The 18859-nt window shown below is 72.2% G+C and carries 12 protein-coding genes; 10 read left to right on the top strand and 2 right to left on the bottom strand.

Annotation, left to right across the window (positions count from 1 at the left end; all coding sequences use genetic code 11):
* Window positions 1-161: 161 nt before the first annotated feature.
* Window positions 162-2324, bottom strand: a complete 2163-nt coding sequence (locus tag FGF04_RS34090) for a RecQ family ATP-dependent DNA helicase (protein ID WP_149515263.1) — start codon at window positions 2322-2324, stop codon at window positions 162-164.
* Between the two features lie 403 nt (window positions 2325-2727).
* Between FGF04_RS34090 and FGF04_RS34085 the strand changes: the two genes are divergently transcribed.
* From FGF04_RS34085 to FGF04_RS34055, 7 genes are all read left to right on the top strand, one after another.
* Entirely contained in the window at window positions 2728-4071 is a 1344-nt protein-coding gene (locus tag FGF04_RS34085) for a DUF4192 domain-containing protein (RefSeq protein ID WP_408055704.1), read from the top strand.
* Between the two features lie 316 nt (window positions 4072-4387).
* The gene (locus FGF04_RS34080; protein WP_149515262.1) at window positions 4388-6445 is read left to right on the top strand and encodes a glycogen debranching N-terminal domain-containing protein; all 2058 of its coding nucleotides are present in this window, start codon (window positions 4388-4390) and stop codon (window positions 6443-6445) included.
* 256 nt (window positions 6446-6701) lie between these two features.
* Entirely contained in the window at window positions 6702-7460 is a 759-nt protein-coding gene (locus tag FGF04_RS34075; RefSeq protein ID WP_149515261.1) for an NUDIX hydrolase, read from the top strand.
* Between the two features lie 99 nt (window positions 7461-7559).
* Complete coding sequence (locus tag FGF04_RS34070; protein WP_149515260.1) at window positions 7560-9422, top strand: ABC transporter ATP-binding protein; 1863 nt, start codon at window positions 7560-7562, stop codon at window positions 9420-9422.
* Window positions 9423-9584: 162 nt separating this feature from the next.
* Window positions 9585-10478, top strand: coding sequence for a FadR/GntR family transcriptional regulator (locus FGF04_RS34065; protein ID WP_149515259.1), 894 nt, complete (start codon window positions 9585-9587; stop codon window positions 10476-10478).
* A gap of 400 nt (window positions 10479-10878) precedes the next feature.
* A complete protein-coding gene (locus tag FGF04_RS34060) occupies window positions 10879-12423 on the top strand; it encodes an RNA polymerase sigma factor (RefSeq protein WP_188114354.1) in 1545 nt (514 codons plus the stop codon).
* A gap of 214 nt (window positions 12424-12637) precedes the next feature.
* Window positions 12638-13432 (top strand): serine protease, encoded by a 795-nt coding sequence (locus FGF04_RS34055; RefSeq protein WP_149515257.1) that lies wholly within the window; start codon window positions 12638-12640, stop codon window positions 13430-13432.
* A gap of 246 nt (window positions 13433-13678) precedes the next feature.
* Here FGF04_RS34055 and FGF04_RS34050 read toward each other — a convergent pair whose 3' ends face one another.
* Window positions 13679-13909, bottom strand: a complete 231-nt coding sequence (locus tag FGF04_RS34050; RefSeq protein ID WP_149515256.1) for a DUF7455 domain-containing protein — start codon at window positions 13907-13909, stop codon at window positions 13679-13681.
* Window positions 13910-14349: 440 nt separating this feature from the next.
* On the opposite strand from FGF04_RS34050, the gene FGF04_RS34045 reads away from it, so the two are divergent.
* The 3 genes from FGF04_RS34045 (at window position 14350) to FGF04_RS34035 (ending at window position 18819) form a co-directional block, all read left to right on the top strand.
* Window positions 14350-16473 (top strand): DNA gyrase/topoisomerase IV subunit B, encoded by a 2124-nt coding sequence (locus tag FGF04_RS34045; RefSeq protein WP_149515255.1) that lies wholly within the window; start codon window positions 14350-14352, stop codon window positions 16471-16473.
* Between the two features lie 268 nt (window positions 16474-16741).
* On the top strand, window positions 16742-17230 hold the full coding sequence (locus FGF04_RS34040; protein ID WP_235882637.1) for a DUF485 domain-containing protein: 489 nt from the start codon (window positions 16742-16744) through the stop codon (window positions 17228-17230).
* Entirely contained in the window at window positions 17227-18819 is a 1593-nt protein-coding gene (locus FGF04_RS34035) for a solute symporter family protein (protein WP_149515253.1), read from the top strand. Before FGF04_RS34040 ends, FGF04_RS34035 begins: the two co-directional genes overlap by 4 nt.
* Window positions 18820-18859: the final 40 nt, after the last annotated feature.

The raw sequence follows: 18859 nt of genomic DNA, 5'->3' as shown, positions 1-18859 counted from the left end.
AGCACAGCCCGAACGGGGGGTCTCGAAAGACCACGCGGGGCGCGAGACCAATTCTTCCTGTCGAATCTGGTTGCGGCAACGAGCAATTGGGGCCACCGGACCGCTATGCGGTGATCCGTCGCATATATCGCTCCCCGGTATCTACCCACGTCACGCAAGGATCACCCTTGCACGGCGAGGACCAGCGGCAACACCCCCTGGGCGCCGGCCCGCCGGAGCATGCGCGCGGCCACCGCGAGCGTCCAGCCGGTGTCGGTCGAGTCGTCCACGAGCAGGACCGGCCCGTCGGCCCCGGCGAGCGCCTCGGCCAGAGCGGGCGGCACCACCAGCGCACCGTCCAGGGCCTTCAGCCGCTGCGCGCTGTTGCTCCTGGAGGCCTGCGAGGCATCCGCGCCCGGCGCATAGGCGAGGGAACCCAGTAGGGGCAGCCGACCGACCTCGGCGATCCGCGCGCCCAGTGACCGGATGAGCTGCGGTCTGCGGTGCGACGCCATGGTGACGACGCCGACCGGCCGCGGCAGGGCGTCGGAACCGCCCGAGGCCCAGCCGCCCGGCCCCTTCGCCCAGTCGGCCAGCACACCGACGACGGCCTGCGCCACATCGTCCGGAACGGGTCCGTCCGGCGCTTGAGGGCCCAGCATCGGCCGCAGCCGGTTGCCCCAGCCGATGTCCGAAAGCCTCCCCAGTGCCCGCCCGGTGGCGGCCTGCTCCCCGGCCGGGATGCGTCCCTTCAGGTCGACGCCCACAGCCGGCAGACCCGTCGGCCACATCTTCCGGGGCTCCACCTCGACACCCGCGCGGTCCAGCTCCCCGCGGGCCGTGTCCAGGGCGGAGGAGGACACGGCGTCGGAGAACCGCGGCTCGGCGCAGTTGTCGCAGCGGCCGCACGGGGCTGCTTCCTCGTCGTCCAGCTGCCGGCGCAGGAACTCCATCCGGCAGCCGGTCGTCGTCACGTAGTCGCGCATGGCCTGCTGTTCGGCCTCACGCTGTTTGGCGACCCACGCGTAGCGCTCGGTGTCGTACGCCCACGGGGCGCCCGTGGAGACCCAGCCGCCCTTGACGCGCTGCACGGCACCGTCCACGTCCAGGACCTTGAGCATCGTCTCCAGCCGGGAGCGGCGCAGCTCCACCAGCGGTTCGAGCGCGGGCAGGGACAGCGGGCGGCCCGCCTGGCCCAGAACGTCCAGGGTGCGCCTGACCTGTTCCTCCGGGGGGAAGGCGATCGACGCGAAGTACTGCCAGATCGCCTGGTCCTCCTTGCCGGGCAGGAGCAGCACCTCGGCGTGTTCCACCCCGCGTCCCGCGCGGCCCACCTGCTGGTAGTAGGCGATGGGCGAGGACGGGGAGCCCAGGTGCACCACGAAACCGAGGTCGGGCTTGTCGAAGCCCATGCCCAGCGCCGAGGTGGCCACGAGGGCCTTGACCCGGTTGGCGAGCAGGTCCTCCTCCGCCTGCTGGCGGTCCGCGTTCTCGGTCTTCCCGGTGTACGAGGCCACGGTGTGACCGCACTGGCGCAGGAAGGCGGTGACCTCCTCGGCGGCGGCCACCGTGAGCGTGTAGATGATCCCGGAGCCGGGGAGCTCCCCGAGGTGCTCGGCGAGCCAGGCCATCCGGTGGGCGGCGTCCGGTAGTTGCAGCACGCCGAGGCTCAGGCTCTCCCGGTCCAGCGGGCCCCGCAGGACGAGGGCGTCCGTACTGCCGCCGGTGCCCAGTTGCTCGGCGACGTCGGCGGTCACGCGCGCGTTGGCCGTGGCGGTGGTCGCCAGGACCGGGACGCCCTGGGGCAGATCAGCCAGCATCGTGCGCAGGCGGCGGTAGTCCGGCCGGAAGTCGTGGCCCCAGTCGGAGATGCAGTGTGCCTCGTCGACCACGAGCAGACCGGTCGCCGCGGCGAGCCGGGGCAGCACCTGGTCTCTGAAGTCCGGGTTGTTGAGCCGCTCCGGGCTCACCAGGAGGACGTCGACCTCTCCCGCGGCCACCTCCTCCTGGACCGTGTCCCACTCCTCCGTGTTGGACGAGTTGATGGTCCGTGCTCTGATACCGGCGCGCGCCGCCGCCTCGACCTGGTTGCGCATGAGGGCCAGGAGCGGGGAGACGATGACGGTGGGACCCGCCCCGCGCTCCCGCAGCAGCGCGGTCGCGACGAAGTACACGGCGGACTTGCCCCAGCCGGTGCGCTGCACGACCAGGGCCCTGCGCTTGTCGGCCACCAGGGCCTCGATGGCGCGCCACTGGTCCTCGCGCAGCCGGGCGTCGCCTCCCGGCGCGCCGACGAGGCGGGCGAGGACGGTGTCGGCCGCGGCACGCAGCTCTTCGTTGCTCATGGCCCCATGCAACCCGATGGGTCGGACATTGCGCGAATGAGGTCCGCGGACTGTGGACAAGTCCTGACGCGGACATGGTCCTGGTTATCCACAGGGCGGAGCGGGATTTACGGATCCGCGGGATGGTCACGGCATGACGAACCACAGCGAACCGGCCGGGAACCTCGGCGACGGTGACATCGGCGGATGCGGCGAAACGACCGCGCGGGACGGATACGGGGGCGGATCGGGCGCGAGCCGCGGCGGCGACAGCAGTGACGGCAGGCCTAAGAGGGAGGAGGACGGTGCTGTTCCTGCCGGCCCGGCACACGGAGCAGCGCACGGTCGGGCATTCGGCACTGCACATGGCCCGGTCGGCGCCCCGGGCCCCGAGCGCCAGGTCACCCTGCGTACCCCGGCCGAATTGGCCGACGCCCTGCCGTACCTGCTCGGATACCGGCCCGAGGACAGCATCGTGCTCGTCGCCCTCCACGACAGGGACGGGCGCGGCCGGTTCGGCGGGCGGGCCCGGCTCGGTATCCCGGGCAACAGGGACGACTGGCCCTCCGCGGCGCAGCAGTTGACGCAGGGCCTGGTGAAGGGCAGCGAGCGCAGGGGCGCCCTGCCCGAGAGCATGGTCCTCTTCCTCTGTCAGGAGCCCGGCGAAGGGGAATCGGGTCGCGCGGTGATGGAGCGCCTGCGTCCGCTCGCACAACGGATCCGCACGGCCTGCGGGGCGCTCGACGTGCCGGTGATCGAGGCCCTGTGCATCTCGGACGGCCACTTCTGGTCGTACTGCTGTCCGAGCGAGCACTGCTGCCCGACGGACGGCACGGCGATGGGGCTCCCCGGCACCTCCGTGCTCGCCGCGGCCGCCACCTACGCCGGTCTGCAGGTCAGGGGGACCCTACGGGAACTGCGCGCGCGGCTCGCCCCGTGGGAGACGGGGGCGGCGGTGGAGCAGGAGTCCGCCCTGGACGCGATGGGCATGGCGCTGATCCCCCGCATCCTGGACGACGGGAGCCGTGCCGGCGTGGCGGCCCAGACCCTGGACCTGGCGCGCCAGGTCATGAACCGGCTGGCGGACGCCGACCCCGTGGCCCGTGGCTCCGGCCCCCTCCCGGCGGACCTCCGGGACGACGAACTGCTGCGGCACGACGAGGCGGCCCTGCTGATCCTCGGCCTGCAGGACCGCACGACACGGGACCGGGCCGCGGAGTGGATGGAGGGTGACGAGGCCGGACCGGCCCTGCGCCTCTGGCGGGCCCTGGCCCGCCGCTGCGTCGGGTCGTACGGCGAGCACGCCGCCGCTCCGCTCACGCTCGCCGGGTGGGTCGCTTGGTCCTGCGGCGACGAGCTGGAAGCCCGGGAGGCCCTGGCCATGGCACTCGGAGCGGATTCCGCCTACCTCTTCGCCCGCCTCCTCCACCAGGCGTGCAACGAGGGCCTGGACCCGGAGTCGATTCGCCGCTGTCTCCGCCGTGCACGGGCGGATGACGGCACGGACCGTACCGAGGAGGACACTGCCGCCACCGCCACCGCCACCACCAGCGCCACCACCAGCGACGCCGACGGGCCGGCCGGGCCCGCGGTGCCGGTCAAGTCMCCCCGCCCCTCTGCCCGCCGCCGGCGTAGGACACGGGCAGCCGAGAGCGCGGTCGACCGGCCCGGCTCCCGCTCGGACGGCACCGGGACCACACGGCGGCCCCGCCGGAGCGCCGGGCAGCCCGGGACGCCGAAGCTCGGGACGTCGAAGGGGGACACCTGAGAGGACCGGCACAGACACGGGAGAGGGCGGGACGGGAGAGGACACAGGAGGGCGAGGCCCGCCCCGTTCACCTGAGTGGTGCCGCTCACGGCTGTGCCGTCGCACCGCATCGACCCCTTCCCCCTCCCCCCGTCCCTGTGCCCGCTCCGTCGGAGTCCCGTACTTCTCGAAGCCCCACACCCCGCCGAGCCCGATACGCCACCTGCTCTCCCCCTCCCTCGCTCTCTGCCTCTCCACACACGCACACACAGGTATCGCCGAACCCCAGACATCGCCGAGGACCCACTCAGCGAACGGAGCACGGAAGAAGCCGCCCATGCCTCTGCCCAACCCGTCCTCCACGCCCTCCGTGCCTTCCGGCCAGCCCTCCATGGGCCGTGGTGCCGTTCTCGCTCCGCAGACCGTGCCGGCCGGGCGGCGCGGCGCGGTCGACCTGCCGGCCGCGCACACCGCGCTGATCTGCGTCGCCCTGCCGGGACTGGCGATCTCGACGGATCAGGGGCAGCTGACCGGCCACGGATTCGAGGGCTTCTACCGATCGGGTCGGCGCGTGCTCTCCCGGTGCCGGCTGCGGGTGGCGGGCCGGGAGCCGCTCGCCGTGCAGGCGCGGATGATCGCGGCCGACCAGGCGCGGTTCGTCGCGACCCTCAGCCTGTCCACCGACGGCGGACCCGACCCGGACGTCCTGGTCGAGCGTGTGCGGTACGCGGACGGCACGGAGCGGATCACCCTGCGCAGCGCGGCCCACCGGCCGCTGCGCCTCCCCGTCGAGGTGGCGCTCGGCACGGACCTGGCCGAGCTGGGAGCGGTCGCGGCGGGGAGAGCCGGGCCCGAGCTGCCCGCCAGTGTCCACGACGGCGGTATGCGGTGGTCGTCGGGCACGGCGCACTCCGTCGTCACGGCCGAACCGCCGCCTACGGACGCACTGGCCTCCGCGGGGCTGCTCCGCTGGGAGTTCGAACTGCCGCCCGGGGGCACCCGGAGTGTGGAACTGCGTGTGGGACCGGCGGGGGCGGGGCCCGTCCGGGCCGTCGCGCGCGGCGCCGCGAGCCCCTTCGCCCAGGCCCGGGCCACCGGTGACGACTCGCGGATCGAGGCGTTCCTGCGCACCTGCATCGACGACCTCCAGGCGCTTCTTCTGCGTGATCCCGCACAGCCGTCCGACCTGCACCTGGCGGCCGGGGCCCCGTGGCGTTGCGGCGCGGCGCCGGCCGAGGCCCTCGCGGCGGCGCGCATGACCCTGCCGCTGGGCACACGCCTGGCGGCGGGCACCCTGCGGACCCTGGCCCGTACGCAGTTCACGGATGCGGGGCCACACTCCGGTCTGATCCCCGGACCGCGACGGCAGACCGGTGCCCGGCTCCCACCGAGCTGCACGGGGCAGGAGGCGACCCTGCTCTTTCCCGTGGTCCTGGCGGAGGCCCGCCGCTGGGGCCTCTCCGAGGCGGAGACGGAGGAGCTGCTGCCCGCGGCCGAGCGCTGCCTGCGGTGGCTGCGCACGGCCGTCGGCGACGGCACGTACCTGTCGGACCCGCATCCGGGCGGACCCTGGCGCTGCGAGACCCAGGCGCACGTCCACCGGGCCGCCCTGCTGGGCGCGGACCTCCTCGACGCCTACAGCAGGGGAGGGGCCACCGAGCTGAGGGAATGGGCGGAAAAGCTGAGGTCCGCGTTCCGGGAGGACTTCTGGATCGAGGATGCAGGAGGCGGCAGACCGGTCGCGGCCCTTCTGCCGGGGGAGCGGGTCGTACCGCACCTGGGCGCCGGCAGTGTCCACCTGCTCGACACCGGGCTGCTCGGCGCCGGCGCACCGGCCCCGGGCCTGCTCGACCAGGTGCGTACGGAGCAGCTCGCGCGCCTGCTCGGCGGGCCCGCCATGGACTCGGGCTGGGGGCTGCGCAGCCTCGGGGCGAAGGAGACGGGCCACAACCCGTTCGGGCACCGCAGCGGGGCCGTGCGCGTCCACGAGACGGCGCTCGCCGTGGCGGGGCTGGCGGCCGCGGGCTACGAGAAGGAGGCGGGTTCGCTGCTGCGGGGCGTGCTGGCGGCTGCGGAGGCCTTCGGGTACCGGCTGCCCGAGATGTACGCAGGGGAGCAGCGCGTCGAAGGCGGCGCCCCGGTGCCGCACCCGACCGCCTGCAGACCGGCGGCGACGGCCGCGGCCGCCGGTGTCCTCCTGCTCACCGCCCTCGCCGGGATCCGCCCCGACGCGCCCGCCCGTACGGTGACGCTGCGTCCGGTCCGGGAGGCGCCACTGGGAGAGATCGAGCTGACCGGGCTGCGTGTCGCGGGCGCCCCCTTCTCCGTGCGCGTCAGCAGACTCGGCCTCGCCGTGGTGGAGGAGGCGGCCGAGGGACTGCAGCTGGGAGCCTGAGAACCGGCCCCCACCGCGGCGTACCCGCCGGAGACCGCGGACGTACCCGCCGGAGACCGCGCCCGTGCCTGTCGGCGACCTCCGCCGTGACCGCCGGAGGCTGCGTCCCTGCCGCCGGAGACCGCGGCCGCGCCTGCCAGCGACCTCCGCCGTGCCCGCCGCGTGTCGTGGTGGTCTGTCCCGGGGCGACGGATCAGCCACGTGAGCGACCGGTGAAGGGAGTGTTTATCGTCAGGCAGACGACTATGATCGCGGCATGCCCTACGACCCGTCAGCTTTCGCGCCGTTCGCCGTCACCGTCGACCTGGTCGTGCTGACCGTGCGTCGTCATGCCCTCTGCGCGCTGGCGGTACGCAGGGGTGAGCCGCCCTTCCAGGGGCGGTGGGCGCTGCCCGGCGGGTTCGTCAGGCCGGACGAGGACCTGTCGCAGGGCGCCGCGCGGGAGCTGCTGGAGGAGACCGGGCTGTGCGCGCACGATCCCGACGCCCCCGCCCAGGTCAACGGTGCGCACCTGGAACAGCTCGCGACCTACGGCGACCCCAAGCGCGATCCGCGGATGAGGGTGGTGAGCGTCGCGCATCTCGCCCTCGCCCCCGACCTGCCGGCGCCGAGAGCGGGCGGGGACGCCAACAGCGCGCGTTGGGCCCCGGTCGAGGACCTGCTCCACCAGAGCGGCTACGGCAGGGACGGGGAGCAGGCCGCACCGCTCGCCTTCGACCACGCCCGGATCCTCGCGGACGGCGTGGAGCGCGCCCGTTCCAAGATCGAGTACTCCTCGCTGGCCACCGCCTTCTGCCCGCCGGAGTTCACGGTCGGTGAACTGCGCCGGGTGTACGAGGCGGTGTGGGGCGTGGCGCTCGACCCCCGCAACTTCCACCGCAAGGTGACCGGGACGCCCGGCTTCCTCGTTCCCACGGGCGGGACGACGACCCGGCAGGGCGGCCGCCCCGCCCAGCTCTTCCGCGCGGGCGGAGCCACTCTGCTCAACCCGCCGATGCTCCGCCCGGAGGTCTGACACCGGCCCGGGGCCGACCGGCCGAACCCGTACCGGGTCCGTTCTCCTGCTTGCCCGTGATGACGGTAAAAAGGTACATATCAAGCTATCTTGCTTCGGGTGATCCAGGCCATCGGACTGACCAGCAACGCCCGCAAGGAGCTTCCCCCGGCCGTCGACGACGTCTCCTTCGAGGCGCCACCGGGCCGTGTCACGGCGCTCCTCGGGGCTCCGGGCGCGGGAAAGACGACCGCGCTGAGACTCATGCTCGAACTCCAACCGGGCCGTGGGATCACCTACTTCAGAGGCCGCCCGCTCCATCGCGTCGCCCATCCCTCGCACGAGGTCGGTGTCCTCCTCGGCGAGGTCCCCGGGCACCCGGCGCGCACGGTCCGGGGTCAACTGCGCATGCTGTGCGCGGCGGCGGGCGTACCCGCACTCCGTGCCGACGACGTCCTGGAGGCGGTGGGTCTCGCCGGTCTGCGCGACGAGCGTCTCGGCACGCTCTCGCGCGGCATGGACCGCCGCCTGGGCCTGGCGTGCGCCCTGCTGCCGGACCCGCACGCCCTGGTCCTCGACGGCGCGGCCGGCGGACTCTCCGCCCGTGAGGGCCGTTGGCTGCACGGGGTGCTGCGCGCCCACGCCGACGCGGGCGGCACCGTGCTGTTCACCACGGACGACCCCAAGGAGGCCGCGGGCGCCGCCGACCGGGTCGTCACACTGGAGCGGGGCAGGGTGGTCGCCGACCAGGAGATCGCCGAGTTCTCCCGCACCCGCCTGCGGCCGCGCGTCGCCGTCCGGAGTCCGTACGCGGCGCGGCTCGGTGCCCTGCTGGTCAAGGAGGCCCGTTCCGCCCGGCATTCCGTGGAGGTCGTCCAGGAGGAGGGCAACCGCCTCTGCGTGTACGGCAGCACCTGCGCCGACGTCGGAGAGGCCGCCTACCGGCATGGCATCCTCGTACACCAACTCGCGGACGAGGTCGGCGACATGGGGCCGACTCCCGTACCGGCGCCCACGCAAGCTCCCGTACCGCCGCCCACGCAAACTCCCATGCCGACCCCCACAGAAGCTCCCGTAGCGGCTCCCGTACCGCCGTCCCTGTCGGAGTCCGKGGAGGGATCCGGTGAGGACGGAGCGCCCCCCGTGCGGGCCGTGGAGAAGGCGGGCACGCGCGCGTCGGCGCCGCTTCCGCCGCCCATCACCGTCCGCCCGGGGTCCGGCCCCCTGCGCCCGCTGCGCTACGAACTGCTTCGCGCGACGGGCGTCGGTACCGGCTGGGCGACCGCGGCCGTCGCGCTCGTCGCCTCCGTCGTCGTCTGCGTCCTGCTGGCCGGGGCGGGCCACACCCCGCAGCCGCGGCTGCTCGCCGCGTGGCCGCGGGACTTCCCGCTGCCGCCCGCGGCGCTCGGCGCGGGACTGCTCGGCGCCTTCGCCTTCGGCGACGAGTTCCGGCACCCCGCGCTGGCCGCGGACCGCGGGACCGTTCCCCGCCGCCTGGGGCTGTTGACCGCCAAACTCGCCGTCGCCGCGCTCACCGCGCTGACGCTGGCGGTCCTCGTGGTGGGCGTGGACGCCGGCCTGCTCCACCTCCTCCACGGACGGGAACTGACCGCGGTCCCCCCGGACTGGATCGAACTGGGCGCGAGTTGGATCGGCCTGATGGTCGGCTGTGCCTGGGCCGGTGTCCTGGCGGCGGGCATCTTCCGCTCCACGACCGCCGGGCTGGCGGCGGTCCTCGCCGTGCCGGTGGCCGTCGTGCCGGTCGTGCAGAAGGTCCTGGAGGGGCCGTCGGTCCGGACGGCCGCCGGGTTCTCGGCCCGGCTGCGCGAGCTCGTACTGGTGCGGTGGCCGTTCGGCGGCGAGCACTACCTGGCCGCCGTGGCGGGTGTGATCGCCCAACCCGTCGCCGGCGCGCTGATGTTGTCGCTGACGGCGCTGCTCTGCGCGTATCTGCTCACGAGCCTGCGGAGCCGGGTCCGATGACGACCGTCCGTGCACGCCCGTTCCCCTCGTGCACACAACTCCGCGCAGAACGCCCATTTCCTTCCGATAAGGCGTCAATTGCGACGGTGTGAGCGATCACCCTTTCGTGTGCTTTTCACCAAAGACCTCAAGGGAGTTGGAGGCAACGCCGACAAAGGATCCGTGACTACCCTTGCGCACGCCATGATGACCGCAGCCCGTTCCGCAGACTCCGGCCTCGCCGGACCCGGACCGGGCGAACTCGATCGCTACCCCTATGCGGAGACCCCGGGCGCGGACCGCCTCGGCGCCTCCGCGTGGGACGCCCCGGATCCGGAGCTGGGGCGCGTGGGCCGACGCACCGGCGGCAGTCGCGGCCGCGGCCTGCACGGACAACTGGTCCAGCAACTCGGTCAGATGATCGTCTCCGGTGACCTCGGCGCCGACCGCCCGCTCGTGCCCGAGGAGATCGGGCAGCGCTTCGAGGTCTCCCGCACCGTCGTCCGCGAGTCCCTCCGGGTGCTCGAAGCCAAGGGCCTGGTGAGCGCCCGCCCGAACGTCGGCACGCGGGTGCGCCCGGTCAGCGACTGGAACCTCCTGGACCCGGACATCATCGAGTGGCGCGCCTTCGGCCCGCAGCGCGACGACCAGCGGCGCGAGCTGAGCGAGCTGCGCTGGACGATCGAACCGCTCGCCGCCCGCCTCGCCGCCGGGCACGGCCGGCCCGAGGTCCAGCAGCGCCTCGCCGACATGGTCGAGATCATGGGGCACGCGCTGGGACAGGGCGACGCGCTCACCTTCTCGCGGGCCGACGCGGAGTTCCACTCCCTGCTCATCCAGGTCGCCGGCAACCGCATGCTGGAGCACCTCTCCGGGATCGTCTCCTCCGCGCTCCAGGTGTCCGGCGGCCCGGTCATCGGCTGCGACCGGCCGAACGAGATCTCCCTCGCGCACCACGCCCGTATCGCCGACGCCCTCGCGGCGGGCGACGCCTCGGCCGCCGAGGCCGCCATGCGGCAACTGCTCACCGTCCACCCCGAGGTGGAGCGCGTCGTGCCCGCCCCGCGCGAGCACTGATCGCGTACCGCCGGTGGTGCGGTCGGGAGCGGCTGCCCCGTACGGCACGGCCGGGCCGGGGAGCGGTCCGCCGCCGGGCCCCGACGGATTCCTCGAGGATCCGGCGGGGCCCGGCGGTGTGATGAGACGCTGTAATCGTCGACTGACCACCTCTGACCGTGTATGGCTGTTTTTATGCGCTTACGGGGTGTGACTCGGGCCACGCAGATTGGGCGTAACGCTCTTCGGGACAGCGCGATGACCTAAGAGGTGACAGCCGAGCAGGGAATACGGGCGCCGCTTCAGGCGCTGTGACTCTTTCCGGTTCTCGCCCACGCCGCCGGCCCACTCCAAGCCGTCGGTCGTCGGCTCCGGTCCGCAGTGGACGGGGCCGGAAGCCGTTTTCCAACGTTCCGAGAGGTTGTTCGTGTCGGCCAGCACATCCCGTACGCTCCCGCCGGAGATCGCCGAGTCCGTCTCTGTCATGGCTCTGATTGAGCGGGGAAAGGCCGAGGGGCAGATCGCCGGCGACGACGTGCGTCGGGCCTTCGAAGCTGACCAGATCCCGGCCACTCAGTGGAAGAACGTACTGCGCAGCCTCAACCAGATCCTGGAGGAAGAGGGTGTGACGCTGATGGTCAGTGCCGCGGAGCCCAAGCGCACCCGGAAGAGCGTCGCAGCGAAGAGTCCGGCCAAGCGCACCGCCACCAAGACCGTCGCGGCGAAGACGGCCACGGCCAAGAAGGCCACCGCCACCGCCACGCCGGTGATGCCCGCCACCGACGTCCCCGACGAGGACGCGTCCGCCGGGAAGCCCGTCGCCAAGAAGGCCGCGGCCAAGAAGGCCGTCGCGAAGAAGACCGTCGCCAAGAAGACCGCGGCGAAGAAGACCGCGGGCAAGAAGGACGACGCCGAGCTGGTCGACGAAGAGGCCGTCGAGGAGACCCCCGGCACCGCCAAGGCGGGCGAGGAGCCCACCGAGGACGGCGCGCAGGGCTTCGTCCTGTCCGACGAGGACGAGGACGACGCGCCCGCGCAGCAGGTCGCCGCCGCCGGTGCCACCGCCGACCCTGTCAAGGACTACCTCAAGCAGATCGGCAAGGTCCCGCTGCTCAACGCCGAGCAGGAGGTCGAGCTCGCCAAGCGCATCGAGGCCGGTCTGTTCGCCGAGGACAAGCTGGCCAACGCCGACAAGCTGGCGCCGAAGCTCAAGCGCGAGCTGGAGATCATCGCCGAGGACGGCCGCCGCGCCAAGAACCACCTCCTGGAGGCGAACCTCCGTCTGGTGGTCTCCCTGGCCAAGCGGTACACCGGCCGCGGCATGCTCTTCCTGGACCTCATCCAGGAGGGCAACCTCGGTCTGATCCGCGCGGTGGAGAAGTTCGACTACACCAAGGGCTACAAGTTCTCGACGTACGCCACGTGGTGGATCCGTCAGGCGATCACCCGCGCCATGGCCGACCAGGCCCGCACCATCCGTATCCCGGTGCACATGGTCGAGGTCATCAACAAGCTCGCGCGCGTGCAGCGCCAGATGCTCCAGGACCTGGGCCGCGAGCCCACTCCGGAGGAGCTGGCGAAGGAACTCGACATGACCCCCGAGAAGGTCATCGAGGTCCAGAAGTACGGGCGTGAGCCGATCTCCCTCCACACCCCCCTGGGTGAGGACGGCGACAGCGAGTTCGGTGACCTCATCGAGGACTCCGAGGCGGTCGTCCCGGCCGACGCGGTCAGCTTCACGCTCCTCCAGGAGCAGCTGCACTCCGTCCTGGACACCCTCTCCGAGCGCGAGGCGGGCGTCGTCTCGATGCGCTTCGGCCTCACCGACGGCCAGCCGAAGACGCTCGACGAGATCGGCAAGGTGTACGGCGTGACGCGTGAGCGGATCCGCCAGATCGAGTCCAAGACGATGTCGAAGCTGCGTCACCCCTCGCGCTCGCAGGTCCTGCGCGACTACCTCGACTAGACCGCCCTCCCGTCCGGGCCGCCCACCGGGTCCCGGTCGCCAGTACGCCACGCAGGGCCCGGCACCCCGTCAGGGGTGCCGGGCCCTGCGCGTGTGCGTACGGCATGGGGTGCGCCCGGTCCGTGCGAGGGGCGAAGGGCGGGGTGCGCGTGCGGAGCACCGCCGTCTGGATCACGCTGGGTGTTTCCTGACAACCTCAGAGTGAGGAGCGCGCATGCGTCGTCCCTTCGCCCGAGCGCTGGCCCTGGCGGCCACGATGGCCGTGGTACCGCTGGCCCTTCCCGCCCCCGCGGCGGCCGATGTCGTCATCGGCGGCTACCCGGTCGAGATCTCCGCGGTCCCCTGGGTGGTGGCCCTCTCCAGCCGTGACCGGTTCGGGGGTACCCGCGCGGGACAGTTCTGCGGGGGCGTGGTGATCGGCCGGTCCACCGTGCTGACGGCGGCCCACTGCCTGGGCGAGGAAGTGCTGGGCGCCTCCCCGCGCAAGGTCCGGGACCTGCGGGTCGTCGCGGGACGCGGCGACCTGGGAGCGGGCGGGGGCAGGGAGATCGCCGTACGCGACACCTGGATCAACCCCAGGCACGACGGCCGTACGAACGCCGGCGACTTCGCCGTGCTCACGCTCGCGGAGCCGCTCGGCGCCGGCTCGGTCATCCGCATGGCCGCCGCCGGGAACGCCGCGTACGCGCCCGGTACGGACGCCGTGGTCTACGGCTGGGGCGACATGACGGGAAGCGGCGACTACGCGGGCGCCCTGCGGGCGGCGCGCGTCGAGGTGCTGTCGGACGCCGTCTGCGAGAAGGCGTATCCCGGCAGTGCGGACGGAACGTACCTGGCCGGCTCCATGCTGTGCGCGGGAGAGGCCGACGGGGGCCGGGACGCCTGCCAGGGCGACAGCGGCGGGCCGCTGGTCGCACAGGGGGTCCTGATCGGCCTCGTGTCGGCGGGGAGCCCTGGGGTCTACACGCGGGTCTCAGGGGTCGTCACGGCGCTGGGAGGGAGCCGCTGAGCCCCGGGAGCCCCGGCTGAGGGACGAGAACCCGAAGAAGCCGAGGCCCGGGCCCGAGGGCCGGACCCGGCGGTCCGGGCTTCCCAGTCCGGGCGGCCTCGTGGTCCGGGCGGCCTTGCGGCCCGGATTCCGAGATCTCCGGAGGACTTGTGCCTGGACGAGCGCGAACGGCCGCCCCTGAGGGTCCAGGGGCGGCCGCCCGGTCACCGGCCTGTGCCGGAGATGGCTCGTCGTCTGCGCGAAGTGTCAGTGCTCTTCGTCGTTGGCGCTTGCCGGAGTGGCGGTCAACCGCTCCGTCTCGTCCTGTATCTCAGCGGCGATCTTCTTGAGTTCCGGCTCGAACTTGCGCCCGTGGTGGGCGCAGAAGAGCAGTTCACCACCGCTGAGGAGGACGACGCGCAGATATGCCTGGGCGCCGCAACGGTCGCAGCGGTCAGCGGCCGTCAGCGGGCTCGCGGGGGTCAGAACAGTAGTCACGTCGCCTCTTCTCTAGCTCGACGAGCTGTCGTACCAGGGTCAACATCCAACCAGGCCGAAAACGTTCCCGCTTGTGGCTCTTCCTCGAAAAAAATCTTTCCGAGTCGGCTGTCTGCTGCCGGTTGGCGGCGAATGAGCCGTATTGCGTGTCTTCGTGTCTTACGGGTTTCGCACTCTGTCAGGTTCAGTCCTCCGGCTGGCTTGCCGGTTGTTCTTGAGGACGTGCCCGGAGCCTAAATGGTTCATGCCCCGAAGGGAACGTGATATGTACTTCACTCCAACGAGGGATCGAACACCCATGCGACTGTGGACTAGTCTGCGTTTGGGGCGAGGGTGGCGTTACAACGGCTCTACCAGGCCTCGGTACCCTCGGACCGGTGACCGAAGCCGGACCCTTACCCATCAGGGCCCCCATTGAAATTCAGCGAGGAGCGAACCGCGTGACCGCCGAGACGTCCGTGCCGTCCACAGCCCTGCTGACCGGAGCAGACCGGGACGGTTCCAACTACACCGCGCGGCACCTCCTCGTCCTTGAGGGCCTGGAGGCCGTGCGCAAGCGCCCGGGCATGTACATCGGATCGACCGACAGCCGCGGTCTGATGCACTGCCTCTGGGAGATCATCGACAACTCCGTGGACGAGGCCCTCGGAGGGTACTGCGACCACATCGACGTGACCCTGCACGACGATGGCTCGGTCGAGGTGCGGGACAACGGCCGGGGCATCCCGGTCGATGTCGAGCCCAAAACCGGCCTCTCGGGTGTCGAGGTCGTCATGACCAAGCTGCATGCCGGAGGCAAGTTCGGCGGCGGCTCGTACGCGGCCTCCGGCGGTCTGCACGGCGTGGGCGCCTCCGTGGTGAACGCCCTCTCGGCCCGCCTGGACGTGGAGGTGGACCGCGGGGGCAACACCCACGCGGTCAGCTTCCGCCGCGGTACGCCCGGCGCCTTCAAGGGCAACGGCGCCGACGCCGCGTTCGACCCGACGTCCGGGCTGCGCAAGCTCAAGAGGGTCCCCAAGACCCGCACCGGCACGCGCGTGCGCTACTGGGCCGACCGCCAGATCTTCCTCAAGGACGCCAAGCTCTCCCTGGAGAACCTGCACCAGCGCGCCCGGCAGACCGCCTTCCTGGTGCCCGGCCTCACCATCGTCGTCCGCGACGAGTACGGGCTGGGCGAGGGCGGCAGCAAGGGCGAGGAGTCCTTCCGCTTCGACGGCGGCATCAGTGAGTTCTGCGAGTACCTGGCCTCCGACAAGCCCATCTGCGACGTGCTCCGCTTCTCCGGCCAGGGCACCTTCAAGGAGACCGTCCCGGTTCTCGACGACCACGGCCAGATGACCCCGACCGAGGTCACCCGCGAGCTGGGCGTCGACGTCGCCCTGCGCTGGGGCACCGGCTACGACACGACCCTCAAGTCGTTCGTCAACATCATCGCCACGCCCAAGGGCGGCACGCACGTCGCAGGCTTCGAGCAGGCGGTCGCCAAGACCGTCAACGAGGTGCTGCGCGCCAAGAAGCTGCTGCGCGTCGCCGAGGACGACGTCGTCAAGGACGACGCCCTGGAGGGCCTCACCGCCGTCGTCACCGTACGGCTGGCGGAGCCGCAGTTCGAGGGGCAGACCAAGGAGGTCCTCGGTACCTCCGCCGCCCGTCGCATCGTGACGAACGTGGTCTCCAAGGAACTCAAGGCGTTCCTGACCTCCGCCAAGCGCGACCAGGCCGCCCAGGCCCGCGTCGTCCTGGAGAAGGCGGTCGCCGCCGCCCGTACGCGGATCGCGGCCCGCCAGCACAAGGACGCCCAGCGTCGCAAGACGGCCCTGGAGTCCTCCTCGCTGCCCGCCAAGCTCGCCGACTGCCGCAGCGACGACGTGGAGCGCAGCGAGCTGTTCATCGTCGAGGGCGACTCCGCGCTCGGCACCGCGAAGCTCGCCCGGAACTCCGAGTTCCAGGCCCTGCTGCCGATCCGCGGCAAGATCCTCAACGTTCAGAAGTCGTCCATCTCGGACATGCTGAAGAACGCCGAGTGCGGCGCGATCATCCAGGTCATAGGGGCGGGGTCAGGGCGTACGTTCGACCTCGACGCCGCCCGCTACGGCAAGATCATCCTGCTCGTCGACGCCGACGTCGACGGTGCACACATCCGCTGTCTGCTCCTGACGCTCTTCCAGCGCTACATGCGGCCCATGGTCGAGGCCGGCCGGGTCTTCGCCGCGGTGCCGCCGCTGCACCGGATCGAGCTCAGCCAGCCGAAGAAGGGCCAGGACAAGTACGTCTACACGTACTCGGACCGTGAGCTGCGCGAGACCCTGCTGGAGCTCCAGCGCAAGAACGTGCGCTACAAGGACTCGATCCAGCGCTACAAGGGTCTCGGCGAGATGGACGCGGACCAGCTGGCGGAGACGACGATGGACCCGCGCCACCGCACCCTGCGCCGGATCAACATCTCCGACCTCGAAGCCTCCGAGCAGGTCTTCGACCTGCTGATGGGCAACGACGTCGCCCCGCGCAAGGAGTTCATCTCCAGCTCCGCGGCGACGCTGGACCGCTCACGCATCGACGCGTAGGCGGCCGGCGGGACCGGCCACGGCGCCGCACCGGGGGTGTCGTCCGCACGGCGGGCGGCACCCCCGCGCACGTCCGGCGGGCGGCACCCGCGCGCGACCGGCGGGCGCGAGGTCCGCGCCCGTTACGCCCCCGCGGAGGGACGTGTGGGTCCACCAGGGCGTGGGTCACCTGATGGGGTGAAGTGCGCGGAGAGAAGAGTCAGGGATCTTCCCGATCTGTCCATCCTTGGGCACGCGGCCGGAACGGGCGGCGGACAAGGAGAGTTCGGTGGAGAAGCAGGATGGTCCCGACTCCGGAGAGGCCCGGATCGACGATCCCTGGTACGACGCGCTCGCCTCCGGGTGGGGCGAGCTGGACGGTACGGGCGCGCCGGCCCCCGTCGTGCCGCCCGCGCGCGGCCGGCCGGAGGACCGGGGCGTCCGCGCCGCCGACATCTACCTGGAGGTGCAGCGCAGCGCGGCCTTCCAGGAGGTGCGCGGCCGGTACCGGAGGTTCGTGGTCCCGAGCGTCGCCGTCTTCCTCACCTGGTACGTGGGATACGTCGTGGTGGCGACCACGGCACCGCAGTTCATGGCGCGGCCCGTCGCCGGCGCGGTGAACGTGGCGATGGTCGCGGGGCTCGGGCAGTTCCTCACGACGTTCCTCTTCACCTGGGCGTACGCCCGGCACGCGCGGCTGCGCCGGGACCGCGCCGCGCTCGACCTGCGCTGGGACACCCAGGAACTGACGCGCGGCGTCGCGGGCGGTGGACGGTGACCGGGAACCACCAGACGCTGGCGCTGCTGCTCTTCAGCGTGTTCGTCGCGATCACCCTGGGGATCACCACCTGGGTGAGCCGCCACCGGCACGGCTCGGCGGAGGACTTCTACGCGGGCGGCCGGCTCTTCTCGCCGATGGAGAATGGTTTTGCCATCGCGGGCGACTACATGTCCGCCGCCTCCTTCCTCGGCATCTCGGGACTGATCGCGCTCTTCGGCTACGACGGGCTGCTGTACTCGGTGGGCTTCCTCGTCGCCTGGCTCGTCGTGCTGTTCCTGGTCGCCGAGCTGGTCCGCAACTGCGGCCGGTACACCCTCGCCGACGTCGTCGCCGCCCGGATGCGCGAGCGGCCGGTGCGCATCGCGGCGGGGACCTCCTCGGTGACCGTGTCCGTCCTGTATCTGGTGGCGCAGATGGTGGGGGCGGGCAGCCTGGTCGCGCTCCTCCTCGGCGGCACGAGCGGGGCGGCACAGGCCTGGACGGTCGTCGGCGTCGGTGCACTGATGATCGTCTACGTGTCCTTCGGGGGCATGCGGGCCACCACATGGATCCAGATCGTCAAGGCGGTCCTGCTCATGGGCGGGGCGATCGCGCTGACGGTGCTCGTCCTGCTGCGGTTCCACGGGGACTTCGACCAGTTGCTGCGCACGGCGGCCCAGCGCAGCGGGCACGGCACGGCGTTCCTCGCGCCGGGGCTCAAGTACGGCGGGGACTGGACGGCGCGCCTCGACTTCATCAGCCTCGGGCTCGCGCTGGTGCTCGGCACGGCGGGGCTGCCGCACATCCTGTCGCGCTTCTACACCGTGCCGACCGCCCGCGCCGCACGCCGCTCGGTGGTCTGGTCGATCGGCCTGATCGGCGGCTTCTACCTGATGACGATCGTGCTGGGGTTCGGAGCGGCGGCGATCGTCGGCCCCGACGCCGTACGCGGGTCGAACGCGGCCGGGAACACGGCGGTCCCGTTGCTGGCGCTCGACCTGGGAGGCGGTGCCGGATCCACCGGAGGAACGGTTCTGTTCGCGGTCGTCGCCGCGATCGCCTTCGCCACGATCCTCGCGGTGGTCGCCGGCATCACGCTCGCCTCCTCGGCGTCCGTGGCCCACGACCTGTACGCGTCCCTGCGCAGACGGGGGGCGAAGCCGCGCAGCGAGGTGGCCGTGGCCCGGGCCGCCGCCGTGGGCGTCGGCGTCGTGGCCATCGCACTCGGACTGCTCGCGCGGGACCTGAACGTGGCCTTCCTGGTGGGGCTCGCCTTCGCGGTCGCCGCGTCGGCGAACCTGCCCGTCCTGCTGTACTCGCTCTTCTGGCGCAACTTCACCACCCGCGGCGCGGTCTGGTCCGTGTACGGAGGCCTGGTGCCGGCCCTGGTGCTGGTGGTGCTGTCGCCCGTGGTGTCGGGCAGCCCCGCCTCGCTCTTCCCGGGCGTCGACCTGCAGTACTTCCCGCTGGAGAACCCGGGCCTGGTCTCCATCCCGCTGGGCTTCCTCGCGGGCTGGCTCGGCACGGTCACCTCGGCGGAGCCGCCGGACGAGGCGAAGCACGCGGAGACCGAGGTACGGGCGCTGACGGGCGCGGGGGCGGTCTGAGGGGCCCGGGGAGCGCGGCTGGAGACCGCGGGGCTGCGGA

Origin of the sequence: Streptomyces apricus, assembly GCF_008369065.1 — a bacterium.
In the GTDB taxonomy this organism is placed as follows: Bacteria; Actinomycetota; Actinomycetes; order Streptomycetales; family Streptomycetaceae; genus Streptomyces; species Streptomyces apricus.
Note: the sequence above shows the minus strand (reverse complement) of the source record. Positions and strands in the feature narration are given on the sequence as shown.

Excerpts from the sequence above, each read along its gene's own strand:
- FGF04_RS34090 (WP_149515263.1), bottom strand. The coding sequence starts at position 2,324 with ATGAGCAACGAAGAGCTGCGTGCCGCGGCCGACACCGTCCTCGCCCGC.
- FGF04_RS34080 (WP_149515262.1), top strand. The coding sequence starts at position 4,388 with ATGCCTCTGCCCAACCCGTCCTCCACGCCCTCCGTGCCTTCCGGCCAG.
- FGF04_RS34075 (WP_149515261.1), top strand. The coding sequence starts at position 6,702 with ATGCCCTACGACCCGTCAGCTTTCGCGCCGTTCGCCGTCACCGTCGAC.
- FGF04_RS34055 (WP_149515257.1), top strand. The coding sequence starts at position 12,638 with ATGCGTCGTCCCTTCGCCCGAGCGCTGGCCCTGGCGGCCACGATGGCC.